The sequence below is a fragment of the Nonomuraea sp. PA05 genome (genome assembly GCF_008086045.1).
GTDB classification, from domain to species: Bacteria; Actinomycetota; Actinomycetes; order Streptosporangiales; family Streptosporangiaceae; genus Nonomuraea; species Nonomuraea monospora.
This window is the reverse complement of record NZ_VSEY01000024.1, coordinates 89720-104890: the sequence shown is the minus strand read 5'-3', so window position 1 is coordinate 104890 and position 15171 is coordinate 89720. Positions and strand designations below refer to the sequence as shown.

Here is a 15171-nt window from a genome sequence, read left to right as displayed (position 1 = left end):
GTGCGGGATGGTTGCTCGTCGCCATGCGGAAGGGAAGATCGCCCGGTACCGTGTCTTCGGGCCAAATCACTCCTTACTTGGAGGTATCGGGGAAGTGTCGAAGATCACGTTCCGCGAGCGGGCGCGGTACTGGTTCGACAACACCATGTCCAGGGGCACGGCGTCGTTGATCGGCTGGCTCGCCGTGGTGTCGGTCGGGCTGATCGTGGTCGTGGCGACGCTCACCATGTGGCTGGCCCCCGGCGAGCCCGAAGGCGTGAGGCACGCGGGCGAGGTGCTCTGGATCGCCCTCATGCACGCCCTGACCCCCGGCAAGGTCGCCAGCGACAAGGGCTCGCTGGCGTACATGACCGTGATGTTCGCCTGCTCGCTCGGCGGCCTGTTCATCGTCAGCATGCTCGTCGGCCTGCTCTCCAACGGCCTCAAGCAGAGGGTGGACCGGCTGCGCAGGGGGCGCTCACGGATCGTGGAGGCCGGGCACACGGTCGTCCTCGGCTGGTCCGACCAGGTGTTCACGATCGTCGCCGAGCTGGTCAAGGCGCACGCCAGCCAGAAGGGCTCCGTGATCGCCGTACTGGCGGAACGGGACAAGCTCGAGATGGAGGAGGCCATCCGCGAGCACGTCGGCGACCTCGGCAGGACCCGCGTCGTCTGCCGCACCGGCCGCCCCACCGAGCCGCGTGACCTCGCGCTGATGAACCTCGCCGCGGCCCGCTCCGTCGTCGTCCTCTCACCCGAGAAGGAGGACCCCGACGCCCACGTGATCAAGATCCTGCTCGCGCTCGCCAAGCGGCGCGGCGCCCACCCGCCGGTGGTGGCCGGCCTCACCTCCAGCCGCAACGCCGCCGCCGCCCGCCTGGCAGGCGGCCCGGACGTGCACCTCGTCGACTCCGACGACACCGCCTCCCGGCTCATCGTGCAGTCCTCCCGCCAGTCCGGGATGTCCGTCGTCTGCATGGACCTGCTGAACTTCGACGGCGGCGAGATCTACCTGCGCACCCCGAAGAAGCTCGTCGGCGTCACCTACGGCGAGGCGCTGCACGCCTACCAGACCGCCTCCGCGATCGGCCTGCGCCGCCCCTCCGGCGTCGTGCTGAACCCGCCCGCCGACACCGTCGTCAACGCCGACGACGAGGTCATCGTCATCGCCCACGACGACTCCCACGTACGGCTGGCCGTCGGCAAGCCCGCCATCGACGAGTCGGCCATCGTCACCACCGGTACGGTGCCCACCGAGCCCGAGCGCACCCTCCTGCTGAACTGGAACGGCCGCGCCGAGCAGATCATCCGCTACCTCGACGGCTACGTGGCCCCCGGCTCCGTCCTGGAGGTCGCCGCCGACCACCCCAAGGCCGGCACGGAACTCACGGGCCTGCGCAACCTCACCGTGAACGTCAAGGACTGCGACACCACCGACAGGTTCGCCCTGGAGTCGCTCGGCGTCGGCCTCTTCCAGCACGTCATCGTGCTCTCCGACGACCGCTTCGACCCCCACCACGCCGACACCCGCACCCTCATGACGCTGCTGCAGCTGCGCGACATGCAGAGCACGCTCGGCGAGCACTACTCGATCGTCAGCGAGATGCACGACGAGAACAACCGCGCCCTGGCCGAGGTCACCGAGGCCGACGACATCGTGATCAGCGACACCGTCATCGGCCTGCTCCTGGCCCAGCTCGCCGAGAACCGGCACCTCGCCGACGTCTTCGCCTACCTCTTCGACTCGACCGGCTCGGAGATCTACCCCCGCCCCGCCGGCGACTACGTCAAGACCGGCACCCGCGTGTCGTTCGCCACCGTCGTGGAGTCGGCGCGGCGCAGGGGCGAGACCGCGATCGGCTACCGCAACGCCACCGCGCGCAACGACCCGCCCCACTACGGCATCGTGCTCAACCCCGACAAGTCCGAGCCGATCGTGCTGGGCCGCCGGGACTCGGTCATCGTCCTCGCGGAACGCTGACCGCTTTCGCCGGATTAAGTTAGCGTTTGCGTGTGAGGACCATTGACTGGGTCGATGACGCCGTCGAGCTCGTCGACCAGACCCTGCTCCCCGACAAGCTGGTCATGCTGCGCATCCACACCGTCGCCGAGCTGGTGGAGGCCATCCAGCGGCTGGCCGTGCGCGGCGCGCCGGCGCTCGGGGTGGCGGGAGCGCTCGGCGTCGTGCTGGCCGACGGCGACAGCGCCCAGATCGCCGCGCTGCGCGCCGCCCGCCCCACCGCCGTCAATCTCGCCTGGGGCGTCGACCGGGCCGCCGCCCGCCTGGCGGAAGGCCGCGAAGCCGTGCTCGCCGCGGCGCTGAAGGTCCGCGACGACGACCTCGCCGCCTGCCGTGCCATGGGCGAACGCGGCGCCGGCCTGCTCGAAGGCGACCGCCTGCGGATCATGACCGTGTGCAACACAGGCGGCCTGGCCGCCGTCGAACGCGGCACCGCGCTCGGCGTCGTCCAGACCCTGCACGAGCGCGGGCGGCTGGCCGAGGTGCTCGCGCTGGAGACCCGGCCCCTGCTCCAGGGCGCCAGGCTCACGACCTGGGAGCTGGCCAGGATGGGCGCGCCGCACCGGCTCATCGCCGACTCCGCCGGGCCGTACCTGCTGGCCAGGGGCGAGGTGGACGCGGTGCTCATCGGCGCCGACCGCATCGCCGCCAACGGCGACACCGCCAACAAGATCGGCTCGTACGCGCTCGCCCTCGGCGCGGAACGGGCCGGGGTGCCGTTCGTGGTCGTCGCGCCCGAGTCCACCATCGACCCCGGCACCCCGTCCGGCGACCACATCGAGATCGAGGACCGCGGCGACGAGGAGATCGTCAACGTCAGGGGCGTGCGGGTCGCCCCGGAGGGCACGCGGGCGCTCAACCCGGCGTTCGACGTCACCCCGCACGACCTGATCAGCGCCATCGTGACGGAACAGCGGGTGATCAGGCCGTAGCAAATAGCGGATCACGAGGACCGCGCCGCATCGATCGGGTTACGCTCGGTCATCATGTTCTCGACCCCCGGAGAGCACCGTGGCCATCGACCTGGTCATGCGGCGCGACTGGCTGGCACGCCCGCCGCGCGGCGACTACACACAGCTCGACTCCACCAAGGGAGTCAAAGTCCACTACACGGGCGGTCTGGTCTCGCCCGGCATCGTGGCGGACCACGACCAATGCGTCGCCATGGTCCGCTCCATCCAGGGTTACCACATGGACGGCAACGGCTGGATCGACATCGGCTACTGCGCGGACGAGGAGACCGAGATCCTGACGCGGCGGGGCTGGACGTCCTACACGCGCCTGCGCGCCGGCGACCTGGTGCTCACCCTTGACCACGGGACCGGCATGTCGCAGTGGCAGCCCGTGCTGGAGGTGTGCGTCTTCCCCGCCCGTCCCCGGGAGATGGTGCGCATGGAAGGCGCAGGCCACTCCTCGCTGACCACCCCTCAGCACCGCTGGCCCGTCGAGCGGCGGCGCGCGGGCGCGGACTCCGAGCGGTTGTGGGTGACCACGGAGACGATGGGGCACGCGGACCGGGTCGCGCTGGCGGCGCCGTGCGCGGATCTGCCCGGTGAGGCGAAGTGGTCCGACGCCGTCGTGGAGGTCGTCGCCTGGCTCGCCACGGGCGGGCGGAAGGACTCCATCGGTGTGGCCAGAATGCGTGCGGCGCTCACGTCAGCCGTCGGGCCCGGCTGGCGGGAGACCTCGGACGGATTCCACCTGCCGGCGGACGCCGGGCGACGGCTGAGCGAGGTGGCGCCCGGCGGCGTGCCCAGCCACGACTTTCTGCTCTCCCTCACCAGGGCGCAGCTCGCGTTGTTCATGGAGGCTTCGTTCGGCACGAGGAACCACCTGACGCTGGAAGACCGGGCCGCCGCCGAGGCGTTCATGTTCGCCGTGCTGCTGACGGGCGCGCCGGCGTCCTTGCGGGAGAAAGCGCCGGGCGGCGGGTGGCAGGTGCGCGTCGGGCGGCAGCAGTCCTTCGCCCCGCACCGGCGGGGGCGCTTCAGCATCACGCGCGAGCTGTACCACGGCGAGATCTGGTGCCCCCGCACCGAGAACCAGAGCTGGCTGGCTCGCAGGGCCGGGACCGTCTACTTCACGGGCAACTCCTACGTCTGCTGCCCGCACCGGACGGTGTTCGAAGGACGCGGCCTCCACCACCTGCCCGCCGCCAACGGCTCAGGGCTCAACGCCGGCCACTACGCGGTGCTCGGGCTGGTCGGCAACAGCGGCCTCGTCGAGCCGCCCGACGGGATCCTGCACGGCATCCTCGACGCCGTCCAGTACGTGAAGGACTACGGCCGCGCGGGCAAGGAGATCAAGGGCCACCGCGACGGCTACTCCACCGACTGTCCCGGCGAGCCCCTCTACGCCTGGGTCAAACGCGGCGCGCCCCGCCCGGGCGGCGACAACGGCACCCCGGAACCGCCCGCCGCGCCGCCGTTCCCCGGACGGCTGCTGAAGTACCCGCCGGTCATGCGGGGCCCGGACGTGCGCGCGTGGCAGGGGCAGATGAAGAAACGCGGCTACACGCTGGACGTGGACGGAGCCTACGGGGCCGAGTCGCGCAACGTGTGCCTGCGGTTCCAGCGGGAGCAGAACGTGCCCGCCGACGGGATCGTCGGGCCGGTCACGTGGCGGCTGTCCTGGGAGGCGCCCCTCACCTGACACGTCGCCCGGGGTGGCGGGCGGGTCACGGCGCGATCCCGGCGCGATCATGTCGGGCGGCCCCGGGGTTACTGGTGCGCCGCCGTTCCGCCTACTATCCGAACCATGGAACTGGCAGCGGGGTTCGCGTCCATCTCACGAGACGACTGGCGCGCGCTGGCGGCGGAGGTGCTGCGCAAGTCCGGAGCCGAGGGCGGGGCGCCTGAGGAGGTGCTGTCGCGGCGGACCTACGACGGGGTGACCGTCGCGCCGCTCTACGACGCCGACGACCTGCCAGGCGATCCCGGGTCGCCCGGCGCCGCCCCCTACGTGCGCGGTGCTCGCGCCGTCGCCGGGTGGGACGTGCGGCAGCGGCACGCCGTGGCCGACCCCGAGGCCGTGCTCGCCGATCTGGAGAACGGGGTCACCTCGCTCTGGCTGGTGGTCGGCGACGGCGCGATCCCGGTGGGCGAGCTGGGCGCGGTGCTCAAGGACGTCTACCTGGACCTGGCGCCGATCGTGCTGGAGGCGGGGGAGCGCACCCTGGAGGCCGCCGGGGCCCTGTTCGCCCTCGCGGGCGACGGGAACGGGCCGAGCGGCAACCTCGGGGCCTCCGCCGTGCTCGGGACCGGCGGCGTCGAGCTGGCCCTGCGCTGCGCCGCCGGGCACCCCGGGCTGCGCGCCGTCACCGTGGACGCGACGCCGTACCACGACGCGGGCGGCAGCGACGCCGAGGAGCTGGCCTGCTCGACCGCCCTGGGCGTCGCCGAGCTGCGCGCCCTCACCGGTGGCGGGCTGTCCGTGGAGCAGGCGCTCGGGCAGCTCGAATTCCGGTACGCCGCCACCGCCGACCAGTTCGCCACCATCGCCAAGCTGCGGGCCGCGCGCCGCCTGTGGGCCAGGGTCGCCGAGGCGTGCGGCGCCCCTGGCGCGGGCGGCCAGCGGCAGCACGCCGTCACCAGCTCCGCCATGATGACCTCCCGCGACCCGTACGTGAACATGCTCCGCACCACCGTCGCCTGCTTCGCCGCCGGGGTGGGCGGGGCGGAGGCGGTCACCGTGCAGCCGTTCGACGCCTGCCTCGGGCTGCCGGACGCCTTCTCCCGCCGCATCGCCCGCAACACCCAGTCGCTGCTGCTGGAGGAGTCGGGGCTGGGGCGGGTGATCGACCCGGCGGGCGGCTCCTGGTACGTGGAGCGCCGCACCGCCGACCTCGCGCAAGCCGCCTGGGCGTTCTTCCAGGAGATCGAGGCGGCCGGCGGGATCGTGGCGGCCGGCGACCTGGTGTCCGGGCGGATCGCCGCCACGCGGGCCCGCCGCGCCGACGACATCGCCCGCCGCCGCCTGCCCATCACCGGGGTCAGCGAGTACCCCGACGTCAACGAGAAGCCCCTGCGCAGCCGCCCCGCCCCGGCCGGTCCTGATACGGCGCAGGCGAGCGCGTTGCCCTCGGTGCGGTACGCCGAGCCGTTCGAACGCCTGCGCGCCCTGGCCGACGCCCGGCCCGACCGCCCCAAGGTGTTCCTCGCCACGATCGGCCCCCTGGCCGCCCACACCGCCAGAGCCGCGTTCGCCGCGAACCTGTTCCAGGCGGGCGGCCTGGCCACCGAGACGGCCGGCCCCGGCACGGACCCCGAGCAGATCGCGACCGCGTTCGCCGTCAGCGGCGCCGCCGTGGCCTGCCTGTGCTCCAGCGACAAGCTGTACGACCAGCACGCCACCGCCGTGGCCGCCGCCCTGCACAGGGCGGGCGCGAGAAAGGTGTGGCTGGCGGGTAGGGGACGGTACGAAGGCGTGGACGCCAACCTGCACGCCGGTTGCGACGTGCTGGCCGTGCTCAGCGAGACGTTCGACGACCTGGAGGTGACCCGATGATCCCGGACTTCTCCGGCATCCCGCTCGACCCCCTACGTTCGCAGGAGGGCCCAGAACCGGCGGGCGAGCCGTGGGAGACGCCGGAAGGCATCGCGGTCAAGCCCCTCTACACGGCCGCAGACCTGGACGGCCTCGACTTCCTGCGCACCTACCCCGGTGCCGCGCCCTACCTGCGCGGCCCGTACCCCACCATGTACGTCAACCAGCCCTGGACGATCCGCCAGTACGCGGGTTTCTCCACGGCCGAGGACTCCAACGCCTTCTACCGCCGTAACCTGGCCGCCGGGCAGAAGGGCCTGTCGGTGGCGTTCGACCTGGCCACCCACCGCGGTTACGACTCCGACCATCCGCGGGTCGCCGGTGACGTGGGCATGGCCGGGGTGGCGATCGACTCGATCTACGACATGCGGCAGCTCTTCGACGGCATCCCGCTGGACCGCATGTCGGTGTCGATGACCATGAACGGCGCCGTCCTGCCCATCCTCGCCCTCTACATCGTGGCGGCCGAGGAGCAGGGCGTCGCGCCGGAGCAGCTTTCCGGGACCATCCAGAACGACATCCTCAAGGAGTTCATGGTCCGCAACACCTACATCTACCCGCCTGGCCCGTCGATGCGGATCATCTCCGACATCTTCGCGTACACCAGCGAGAAGATGCCGAAGTTCAACTCCATCAGCATCTCCGGCTACCACATCCAGGAGGCCGGCGCGACCTGCGACCTGGAGCTGGCCTACACGCTCGCCGACGGCGTCGAGTACCTGCGGGCGGGCGTCGCGGCGGGCATGGACGTCGACCGGTTCGCGCCGCGCCTGTCGTTCTTCTGGTGCATCGGCATGAACTTCTTCATGGAGGTCGCCAAGCTCCGCGCCGCCCGGCTGCTGTGGGCCAAGCTCGTCTCGGCGTTCGGCGCGAAGAACCCGAAGTCGCTCAGCCTGCGTACGCACAGCCAGACGTCCGGCTGGTCACTGACCGCGCAGGACGTCTACAACAACGTCGCCCGCACCTGCGTCGAGGCCATGGCGGCCACCCAGGGCCACACCCAGTCGCTGCACACCAACGCCCTGGACGAGGCCCTCGCGCTGCCCACCGACTTCTCCGCCCGCATCGCCCGCAACACCCAGCTCCTGCTCCAGCAGGAGTCGGGCACCACGCAGGTCATCGACCCGTGGGGCGGCTCCTACTACGTCGAGCGGCTCACCCACGACCTGGCCGAACGCGCCTGGACGCACATCGAGGAGGTCGAGGCCGCCGGCGGCATGGCCAAGGCGATCGAGGCGGGGCTGCCCAAGCTGCGCATCGAGGAGGCCGCCGCGCGCACGCAGGCCCGCATCGACTCCGGCCGCCAGCCGGTCATCGGCGTCAACAAGTACCGCGCGAACGCCGACGAGGACATCGAGGTGCTGAAGGTCGACAACAGCGCCGTACGCGCCCAGCAGCTCGACAAGCTGGCCCGCCTGCGTGCCGAACGCGACCCCGAGGCCGTCCGGCTCGCCCTCGACGCGCTCACCAAGGCCGCCGGCCACCCCGCGCCCGGCCTGGAGCACAACCTGCTCAAGCTGGCCGTGGACGCCGCCCGCGCCAAGGCCACCGTCGGCGAGATCTCCGACGCGCTGGAGCGGGTGTTCGGCCGGCACGCCGAGCAGGTGCGTACCATCACTGGCGTGTACCGCGACGAGTCCGGGCCGGCGGGCAACATCGAGCGGGTCCGCGCGGCCTGCGCCGGCTTCGAACGGGACGAGGGGCGCCGGCCGCGCATCCTGGTCGCCAAGATGGGGCAGGACGGGCACGACCGCGGCCAGAAGGTGATCGCCACCGCGTTCGCCGACCTGGGGTTCGACGTGGACGTCGGCCCCCTGTTCCAGACGCCCGAGGAGGTCGCCAGGCAGGCGGTCGAGGCCGACGTGCACATCGTGGGCGTCTCGTCGCTCGCCGCCGGGCACCTCACGCTGGTGCCCGCGCTGCGGGAGGCGCTGGCCGGGCTGGACGCCCCAGACATCATGATCGTGGTGGGCGGGGTGATCCCGCCCGGCGATCACGACGAGCTGCGCGCCGCGGGCGCCGCCGCGATCTTCCCGCCGGGCACCGTGATCGCGGACGCCGCCCTCGACCTGCTGGAGCAGCTCAAGAACCGCCGATGAGGGATGGCCGGGGCCGTCAGTAGGCCGTCGCCTCGTCGCACATCGTGACCGAGATCGTCCGCTTGGCGGGCACGGGGGCGGTGATGCGCAGGGTGACGGAGTGGGTCCCGCCGGTGCTCGTCAGGGTCCGGGGCGCGGTGAGGTACCGCTGGCCGTCCTCGGTGACGGTGGCCGTCGCGCGGCCCGCGACGGCGCCGTCGATCAGCCAGGTGTAGGTGAACGTCACCGGGGCGCCCGTGCGGCGGACCAGCGCCTGGAGCGTCACCTCGCCGCCCGCCCAGCACTCGCCGTTCAGGGTGCCGCCGGGGCGGACGTACATCACCCTGAGCCGGTCCGCCGCCGGCGACGGGGTGCCGGAGACGCCCTCGCCGTCGCTCGGGACGGTGCTGGGGGTGCCCTCCGTCTGCGGGGTCGGCCTGGTCGTACGGGTGCGCCGGGGCGAGGGGGCGGACGTGGCGGCGGACGTCGTGGGGGCGCCGGTGGTGACGGCGACGTTCTTGGTCTTGGGAGTGGGGGTGGTGGGGGTGAGCCAGACGATGGCGCCGGCCAGGGCGCACACGCACACGCCGGAGACGGCCGCGATGGCTGCCTTCTTGAGCGTGCGGCCCTTGCGCGGCCGGGGCGCCGGGGGCTCGTCGCCGGGAGGGGGCGGCGGCTCGCCCGCGGAGGGGTACTGCGCCGTCGCCGGGTCGTCGAACGCGGCCGGCGCGCCGAACGGCTCAGGGGCCTGCGCCGTGGGCGGGCCCGGCCGGTCGTGCGTGGCGGTGGGCTGCTCGACGGGCGAGGAGAGGTCGAACAGCGCCTGCAACGGCGAGGTCGCCGGGCCGGGGCCGTCCTGCGCGGGACCCGCCCCGTGCTGAGTGGCGAAGCCGCGCCCCAGGCCGAGGTCGCGAGGGTGCTCGTGCGTCTGAGCGGCGCCGCCCGTGCGCTCGTGCCCCTGCGCGTGCCCTTGCGCCTGCCCTTGCGCCTGCCCCTGCGCGTGCCCTTGCGCGTGCCCTTGCGCGTGCTCGTGCGGGTGGCGCGCTTGCTCGTGCGCCTGGAGGGGCCCGCGCCTGCGCAACGGCTCGCTCGCCCCGCCGGCCGCCGGGGGCCGGACGGGCGGATGATCGACGGTGTCCTGCCAGGCGTCGTCCGCGTCGGAGGAACGGGCCGCCGCACCAGGCCCGGGAGCCGGAGCAGGGGCCGGGGCCGCGTACGGCGCCGAGGTCTGCCGGGACGGCGCCGCCAGCCGCAGCAGCACATCACGCATCGACGGCCGAGCCCCCGGCTCCTTGGCCAGGCACACCGCGACGACCTCGCGCAACGGCCGTCCCAGATCCCCGAGCACCGGCTCCTCGCGCAGGATGCGGTTGATCACCGCGGGCAGCGAGTCGTCCCCGAACGGCGGCACGCCGGTCGCGGCGAACACCAGCACGGACGCCCAGGAGAACACGTCCGCCGCCGCCCCCACGGGCTGCCCCGCGAGCTGTTCGGGCGCCATGTACGCAGGCGTCCCGACGATGTTGCTGGTCGCCTTCATGCCCGAGCCGAGCGCCGCCGCGATGCCGAAGTCCACGACCCGGGCCCCGTCGGCGCCGAGCAGGACGTTGGCGGGCGTGAAGTCGCCGTGGACGACGCCGGCCTGGTGGATCGCGTCGAGCGCGGTGGCGGTCGCCACGGCGAGCCGCTGCAGCTCCGCCTTGCCGCGCCGGCCCGCCTGCTGGAGCGAGGGCCCGTCCACGTACTCGGACACGATGTACGGCCTGCCGCTGGTCGAGGCGTCGAGCACCTGCGCGAGGCAGAACGGCTCGACGTTGCGCGCGGCGGCGATGTCCTTGACCAGGCGTTCGCCCACGGCGAGCCCCTCGCGCAGCACCTTGACGGCGACGGGGGTTCCGTTGCGTGCCTGGCCGAGGTAGACGACACCGTGGCCGCCCGCGCCGAGCCGCCCGACCAGCCGGTAGGGCCCCACCGCTGCCGGGTCGCCCTCGCGGAGGGGTTCGACGTTGGGCATGAGGGGAGTGACTCCTGTGACGGCTGAGACAGAACATCGAGCACCCTACTGGCAAAAGTCAAGACTTGTCAGAAGTTAGGCTGATCAACTGCGAAGAAAGGGGTTTGTGGGGTGCACTCGCTGGAGGACTACGCCCGTGGTGTACGGGCGGGCTCCCGTACCTGGATCGCCCGCGCGATCACGCTGGTCGAGTCGACCAGACCCGACCACCACGCGCTCGCGCAGCGGCTCCTGGTCGAGCTCACCCCGCTGTCCGGACAGGCTCGCAGGGTCGGTGTCTCGGGCGTGCCGGGGGTGGGGAAGTCCACGTTCATCGACGCGCTGGGCACGCTCCTGACGGCGGCCGGGCACCGGGTGGCGGTGCTGGCCGTGGACCCCTCCTCGACCAGGACGGGCGGCAGCATCCTCGGCGACAAGACCCGCATGGCGCGGCTGGCCGTCGATCCGGCCGCGTTCATCCGCCCCTCGCCGACCTCGGGGACGCTCGGCGGCGTCGCCAAGGCCACCAGGGAGGCCATGGTGGTGGTGGAGGCGGCGGGCTTCGACGTGGTGCTGGTGGAGACGGTCGGCGTGGGTCAGTCGGAGACGGCGGTGGCCGACATGGTGGACACGTTCCTGCTGCTCACGCTGGCCCGCACCGGCGACCAGCTCCAGGGCATCAAGAAGGGGGTGCTGGAGCTGGCGGACGTGGTCGCCGTCAACAAGGCGGACGGCGAGTACGAGCTGCCGGCCAGGAAGGCGGCCCGCGAGCTGGCGGGCGCGCTGCGGCTGCTGCGCTCCGACACGGCCCCGCCGCCCGTGCTGACCTGCAGCGGGCTCAGCGGCGACGGCCTGGACGAGCTGTGGCGGCGCGTGCTGTCCCACCAGGAGTCGATCGACCTGGCGGCCAGGCGCCGCCGCCAGCAGGTGCGCTGGACGTGGACGCTGGTCCAGGACCGGCTCCTGGCGGAGCTGCGCGACGACCCGGAGGTGGCGGCGATCACCGATGAGGTCGAGCGCGCGGTGCTCGCGGGGGAGCTCACGCCGGCCCTCGCCGCGGAAAAAGTTTTGTCGGTGTTCAAGAGGCTTTGACCTAGGTTGAGCCCCCTCCGGTAAGCGGCATCGGTACTCCCCGGGTGGAGATACATCCCCCGGGGGTGAGGAATCCCCCCTCCCGGGAGGGCCGCCGGACCGAGCGGTCGCGTGATGCGTGTCACGATGTCGCGCAACCGACTGGGGAGGGGCTCATATGAGTGCGGAATCGATGCTGCCCGGCAGGGTGACGCAGGCGCTTGAGGAGTACGGGCAACTCCTGGACGACCACGGGATCACCTGGGGGGAGCCGGAGATCCACTACGTGAAGTTCTTCGCCAGGCGCAGGGTGCTGCCGCCCGCGTTGTTCGACCGGTTCTGGCAGCTCGTCATGGAGGCGGTGGCCGAGGAGCATCCGGACGAACCGAGCGACCAGATGGCCGCCCGGCTGGCCGAGCCCGACTACGACCGCGTGCTGCGCGACACCCTCGACGGCGAGCTGCCCGGTCACCTCGTCGCCGTGCGCATCGAGCCGGAGGGCGTCGCGCTGCAGGGGGCGCCGCGCACGGTGCTGCTGCCCTCCGAGCCGCCCACGAAGGGGCCGCACCGGGGCGGCGGCGGGCCCAGGCGCTGGAGCGGCAGCGCGCCGTTCGTCGTGCTGCCGGGCGGCGCGCACACCGCCGAACAGGGCGGAGCCGCCGCACCCCTCCCCGGTGAAGGCGCCGCACCGCTTTCCCGCGAGGGCATCGCATCGCTTCCCGGCGAGGGCATCGCATCCTTCCCCAGGCAAGAGCCCGCGCCCGCCCCGCCCGCTCCGCCGTTCGTGCGGGAGGAGCTCATGCCCCCCGCGCCGCTCCCCGGCCGCGGTGAGGAGCGCATCTCGCTGCTCATCGACTCCAGCCGGGACACCCCCTGCCTGGTCAGCGTGGACGACGCGCAACGCCTGCTCCCCCCGCACGGCGCCTGGCTGGTCGAGGTGGACGAGGACAGCATGGTCATCGTCGACGGCGTCCGCGTCCGCCTGGACACGCTGCTGCGCCCCATCCCGTCGGCCACGCTGCGCCTGGTGGCCGGCATGCCGTGCCGGTGGAGCGTGGTGGCGGGCGACGGCAGCGGCTGGTTCCCGCCCGACGTCCCGCACCGCTACGACTACCACGGCCGCCCGTACTTCCACGGCGACGACCTGCGCCTGGAGGTCCCCTGCCTGGACCTGACGGTCACGGCCGCGCGCGGCATGGAGTACGACGAGGCCAGGACCAGGCTGGTGCCGCATCCCGGCGCCGAGCACCTGATCGAGCTCGCCCCGGCCCGCCTGTACGACGCGGCCGCCCGCGGCTGGTACGGCGGCGACCTGCACGTGCACCTCAACTGGGCGGGCGACCTGGTGGCCGTGCCCGCCGACGCGGCCGCCGCCCAGCACGGCGAGGACCTGCACGTGCTCAACCTGCTGGCGGGCAACGTCTCGGGCCGCCGCGTGTACGACAGGGAGGCGCTGGAGCACTGGACGGGCCGCGACCTGCCCTGGTCGGACGGCACGCACCTGGCCAGGATGGGCGTCGAGTACCGCAACGACCTGCTCGGCCACATCTACGCCTTCGCGCCCCGCTCGGCCCCCGGCCGCTACCACACCGGCTTCGACGGCGACGCCGACTGGCCGCCCAACGCCGACGGGCTGCGCGAGCTGCGCGGCCTCGGCGCGCTCGTCGGCTACAGCCACCCCTTCCGCACGCCGATCGGCGACGGCGACCCGCCCCAGGGCATCGTCTCGCCGGTGCCGCGCAACTGCGCCGCCCGCGAGCTGGTCGCCGACGCCGCGCTCGGCCTGGTGGACAGCCTGGACGTGCTCACCCACGCCTCGATCCCGGCCACGGCGTCGGTCTACCGCCGCCTGCTGGGGGCGGGCAACCGGCTGGCGGTGACGGCGGGCACGGACGCGATGATCTCCTTCACCCGCTCCGACAACCAGTCGAACCCGCCCGGCTGGGCCCGCGTCTACGCCAAGGTCGAGGGCGAGCTGACCGCCCGCTCGTTCGCCTCGGCCGTGCGCGCGGGCCGCACGTTCGCCACGACCGGCCCTTGGCTGGAGCTGTCGGTGAACGGCCACGGCCCCGGGCACGTGCTGCACGCGCGGCCGGGGGAGCGCGTCAGCGTCACGGCCACCGCCATCGGCCCGGAGGTGGCGGCCGTGCGCATCCGCACCGCCGAGGGCGTGCGGGCGGGGGCCGAGCGGCTGCCCGCCGACGGTCACGGCCGGGGCGAGGACCTCCTGACGGTGACGGCCGAGCTGCGCGTGGACGCGCCCACGTACGTGGTGGCGGAGGTCCTGTGCGACCCGCACCCGCGCACGCTCACCGCGACCGGCTACGCCCTGACCAGTCCCGTGTACGTGGACGTGGACGGCAGGCAGGTCGCCAGGCAGGAGGACGTGCGCTGGTGCCTGGAGTGGCTGGACGGCCTGGAGAACCTCATCAGGCAGCACGGCCGCCTGGCCAGCCCTTACCAGTTCGGCGACCACATGTCGCTGCTGCAGCAGGCCAGGGCCGTCTACCTCGGACGGCTAGGCTGAGCGGATGGACGTCAAGGCCGTGCTGAGCGCCCATCCCGCGTGGCTCGCCCACCTGGAGTCCGTCGACGGTCCCGACCTCGTCCTGCCCGCCGACCCGACGACGGAGCTGCTGCGCCTCACAGTGCCGCACGAGGACGTCGGCCCGGTCGTCGCCGCCCGGCCCGAGCCGGGCGGCGGGCAGTGGTGGCTGGCCGAGCGGTGCGTGCGCTCGCTGGTGTCGGCGATGGGCAGCCTGGACGGCCCGCCGTTCTTCCCGCCGCTGCCGGAGCTGGGGCCGTACTTCTACGCCTACGTCTTCCTCGGCGCGCTTCCGCACACCCTGGCCTACCACCGGGAGCTGGGCATCGCGCCGCAGGTGTCGCAGGCGACCCTCGCCGACGTGGGCCGCTCCATGGCCGTGCACCGCAAGCGGTACGGCCGTGGCGGGCTGCACGCGCCGTACTGGCTGATGCTGCACGCCAGGGGCGTCCTGTACGCGCTGGGGCGGCTCCAGTTCAACCGCGACACGCTGGGCGGGAGCGTGGGCGAGGCGGTCCGGGCGTCGGGGGCGCCGGCGGGGCCGGGGTCGCCGTCGCTGGGGGTGCACGTCCCGGACTTCCTGGGGCCGCTGTCGCCGGCGGCCTGCGACGCGTCGTTCGCGCTGGCCAGGCAGTTCTTCCCGCGGCACTTCCCCGGCGAGCGGGTCAGGGTGATGACGTGCGGGTCGTGGCTGCTGGACGACCAGTTGCGCGCGTACCTGCCTGCGGACTCCAACATCCTCGCCTTCCAGCGGCGCTTCCGCCTGCTGGAGCGCTTCGACGACGGCGACGTGCTGGGCTTCGTGTACGGCGAGCATGACCCGGACGCGCTGCCCCGGCGCACGCGGCTGGAGCGCGCGATCGCCGATCACCTGGCCTCCGGCGGCACCTGGTACGGCCGCGTCGGCTGGCTGCCCTTCTGAGAATCTGGCCGCCCGGCC

The 15171-nt window shown here is 73.2% G+C and carries 9 protein-coding genes; 8 read left to right on the top strand and 1 reads right to left on the bottom strand.

The genetic code is table 11. The features are described 5' to 3' along the window. Positions 1-94: 94 nt before the first annotated feature. The 5 genes from FXF51_RS33880 to scpA all read left to right on the top strand — a co-directional run bounded on the left by FXF51_RS33880 (position 95) and on the right by scpA (position 8643). Positions 95-1960, top strand: coding sequence for a CASTOR/POLLUX-related putative ion channel (locus FXF51_RS33880; RefSeq protein ID WP_148438777.1), 1866 nt, complete (start codon positions 95-97; stop codon positions 1958-1960). A gap of 32 nt (positions 1961-1992) precedes the next feature. Further along, the gene (gene mtnA, locus FXF51_RS33875) at positions 1993-2931 is read left to right on the top strand and encodes an S-methyl-5-thioribose-1-phosphate isomerase (protein ID WP_148438776.1); all 939 of its coding nucleotides are present in this window, start codon (positions 1993-1995) and stop codon (positions 2929-2931) included. Positions 2932-3010: 79 nt separating this feature from the next. Then, complete coding sequence (locus tag FXF51_RS62910; protein WP_262380020.1) at positions 3011-4651, top strand: peptidoglycan-binding protein; 1641 nt, start codon at positions 3011-3013, stop codon at positions 4649-4651. A 105-nt stretch (positions 4652-4756) separates the two neighbouring features. Continuing rightward, a complete protein-coding gene (locus FXF51_RS33860) occupies positions 4757-6505 on the top strand; it encodes a methylmalonyl-CoA mutase subunit beta (RefSeq protein ID WP_148438775.1) in 1749 nt (582 codons plus the stop codon). After that, positions 6502-8643: a methylmalonyl-CoA mutase gene (gene scpA, locus FXF51_RS33855; protein WP_148438774.1), complete on the top strand. Its 2142-nt coding sequence runs from the start codon at positions 6502-6504 to the stop codon at positions 8641-8643. The genes FXF51_RS33860 and scpA overlap by 4 nt, the downstream gene beginning before the upstream one ends. A 16-nt stretch (positions 8644-8659) precedes the next feature. On the opposite strand, the gene FXF51_RS33850 is transcribed toward scpA, so the two are convergent. Continuing rightward, the gene (locus FXF51_RS33850) at positions 8660-10636 is read right to left on the bottom strand and encodes a serine/threonine-protein kinase (protein WP_148438773.1); all 1977 of its coding nucleotides are present in this window, start codon (positions 10634-10636) and stop codon (positions 8660-8662) included. Between the two features lie 111 nt (positions 10637-10747). Between FXF51_RS33850 and meaB the strand changes: the two genes are divergently transcribed. The 3 genes from meaB to FXF51_RS33835 all read left to right on the top strand — a co-directional run bounded on the left by meaB (position 10748) and on the right by FXF51_RS33835 (position 15153). After that, positions 10748-11707: a methylmalonyl Co-A mutase-associated GTPase MeaB gene (gene meaB, locus FXF51_RS33845; protein WP_148438772.1), complete on the top strand. Its 960-nt coding sequence runs from the start codon at positions 10748-10750 to the stop codon at positions 11705-11707. A 157-nt stretch (positions 11708-11864) separates the two neighbouring features. Further along, positions 11865-14213 (top strand): CehA/McbA family metallohydrolase, encoded by a 2349-nt coding sequence (locus tag FXF51_RS33840; protein ID WP_148438771.1) that lies wholly within the window; start codon positions 11865-11867, stop codon positions 14211-14213. A gap of 4 nt (positions 14214-14217) precedes the next feature. Then, on the top strand, positions 14218-15153 hold the full coding sequence (locus FXF51_RS33835; RefSeq protein ID WP_187414712.1) for an acyltransferase domain-containing protein: 936 nt from the start codon (positions 14218-14220) through the stop codon (positions 15151-15153). Positions 15154-15171 lie beyond the last annotated feature (18 nt).

Coding starts and splice junctions, on each gene's coding strand:
- FXF51_RS33860 (WP_148438775.1), top strand. CDS start 4,757: ATGGAACTGGCAGCGGGGTTCGCGTCCATCTCACGAGACGACTGGCGC.
- scpA (WP_148438774.1), top strand. CDS start 6,502: ATGATCCCGGACTTCTCCGGCATCCCGCTCGACCCCCTACGTTCGCAG.
- FXF51_RS33835 (WP_187414712.1), top strand. CDS start 14,218: ATGGACGTCAAGGCCGTGCTGAGCGCCCATCCCGCGTGGCTCGCCCAC.
- FXF51_RS33850 (WP_148438773.1), bottom strand. CDS start 10,636: ATGCCCAACGTCGAACCCCTCCGCGAGGGCGACCCGGCAGCGGTGGGG.
- FXF51_RS33840 (WP_148438771.1), top strand. CDS start 11,865: ATGAGTGCGGAATCGATGCTGCCCGGCAGGGTGACGCAGGCGCTTGAG.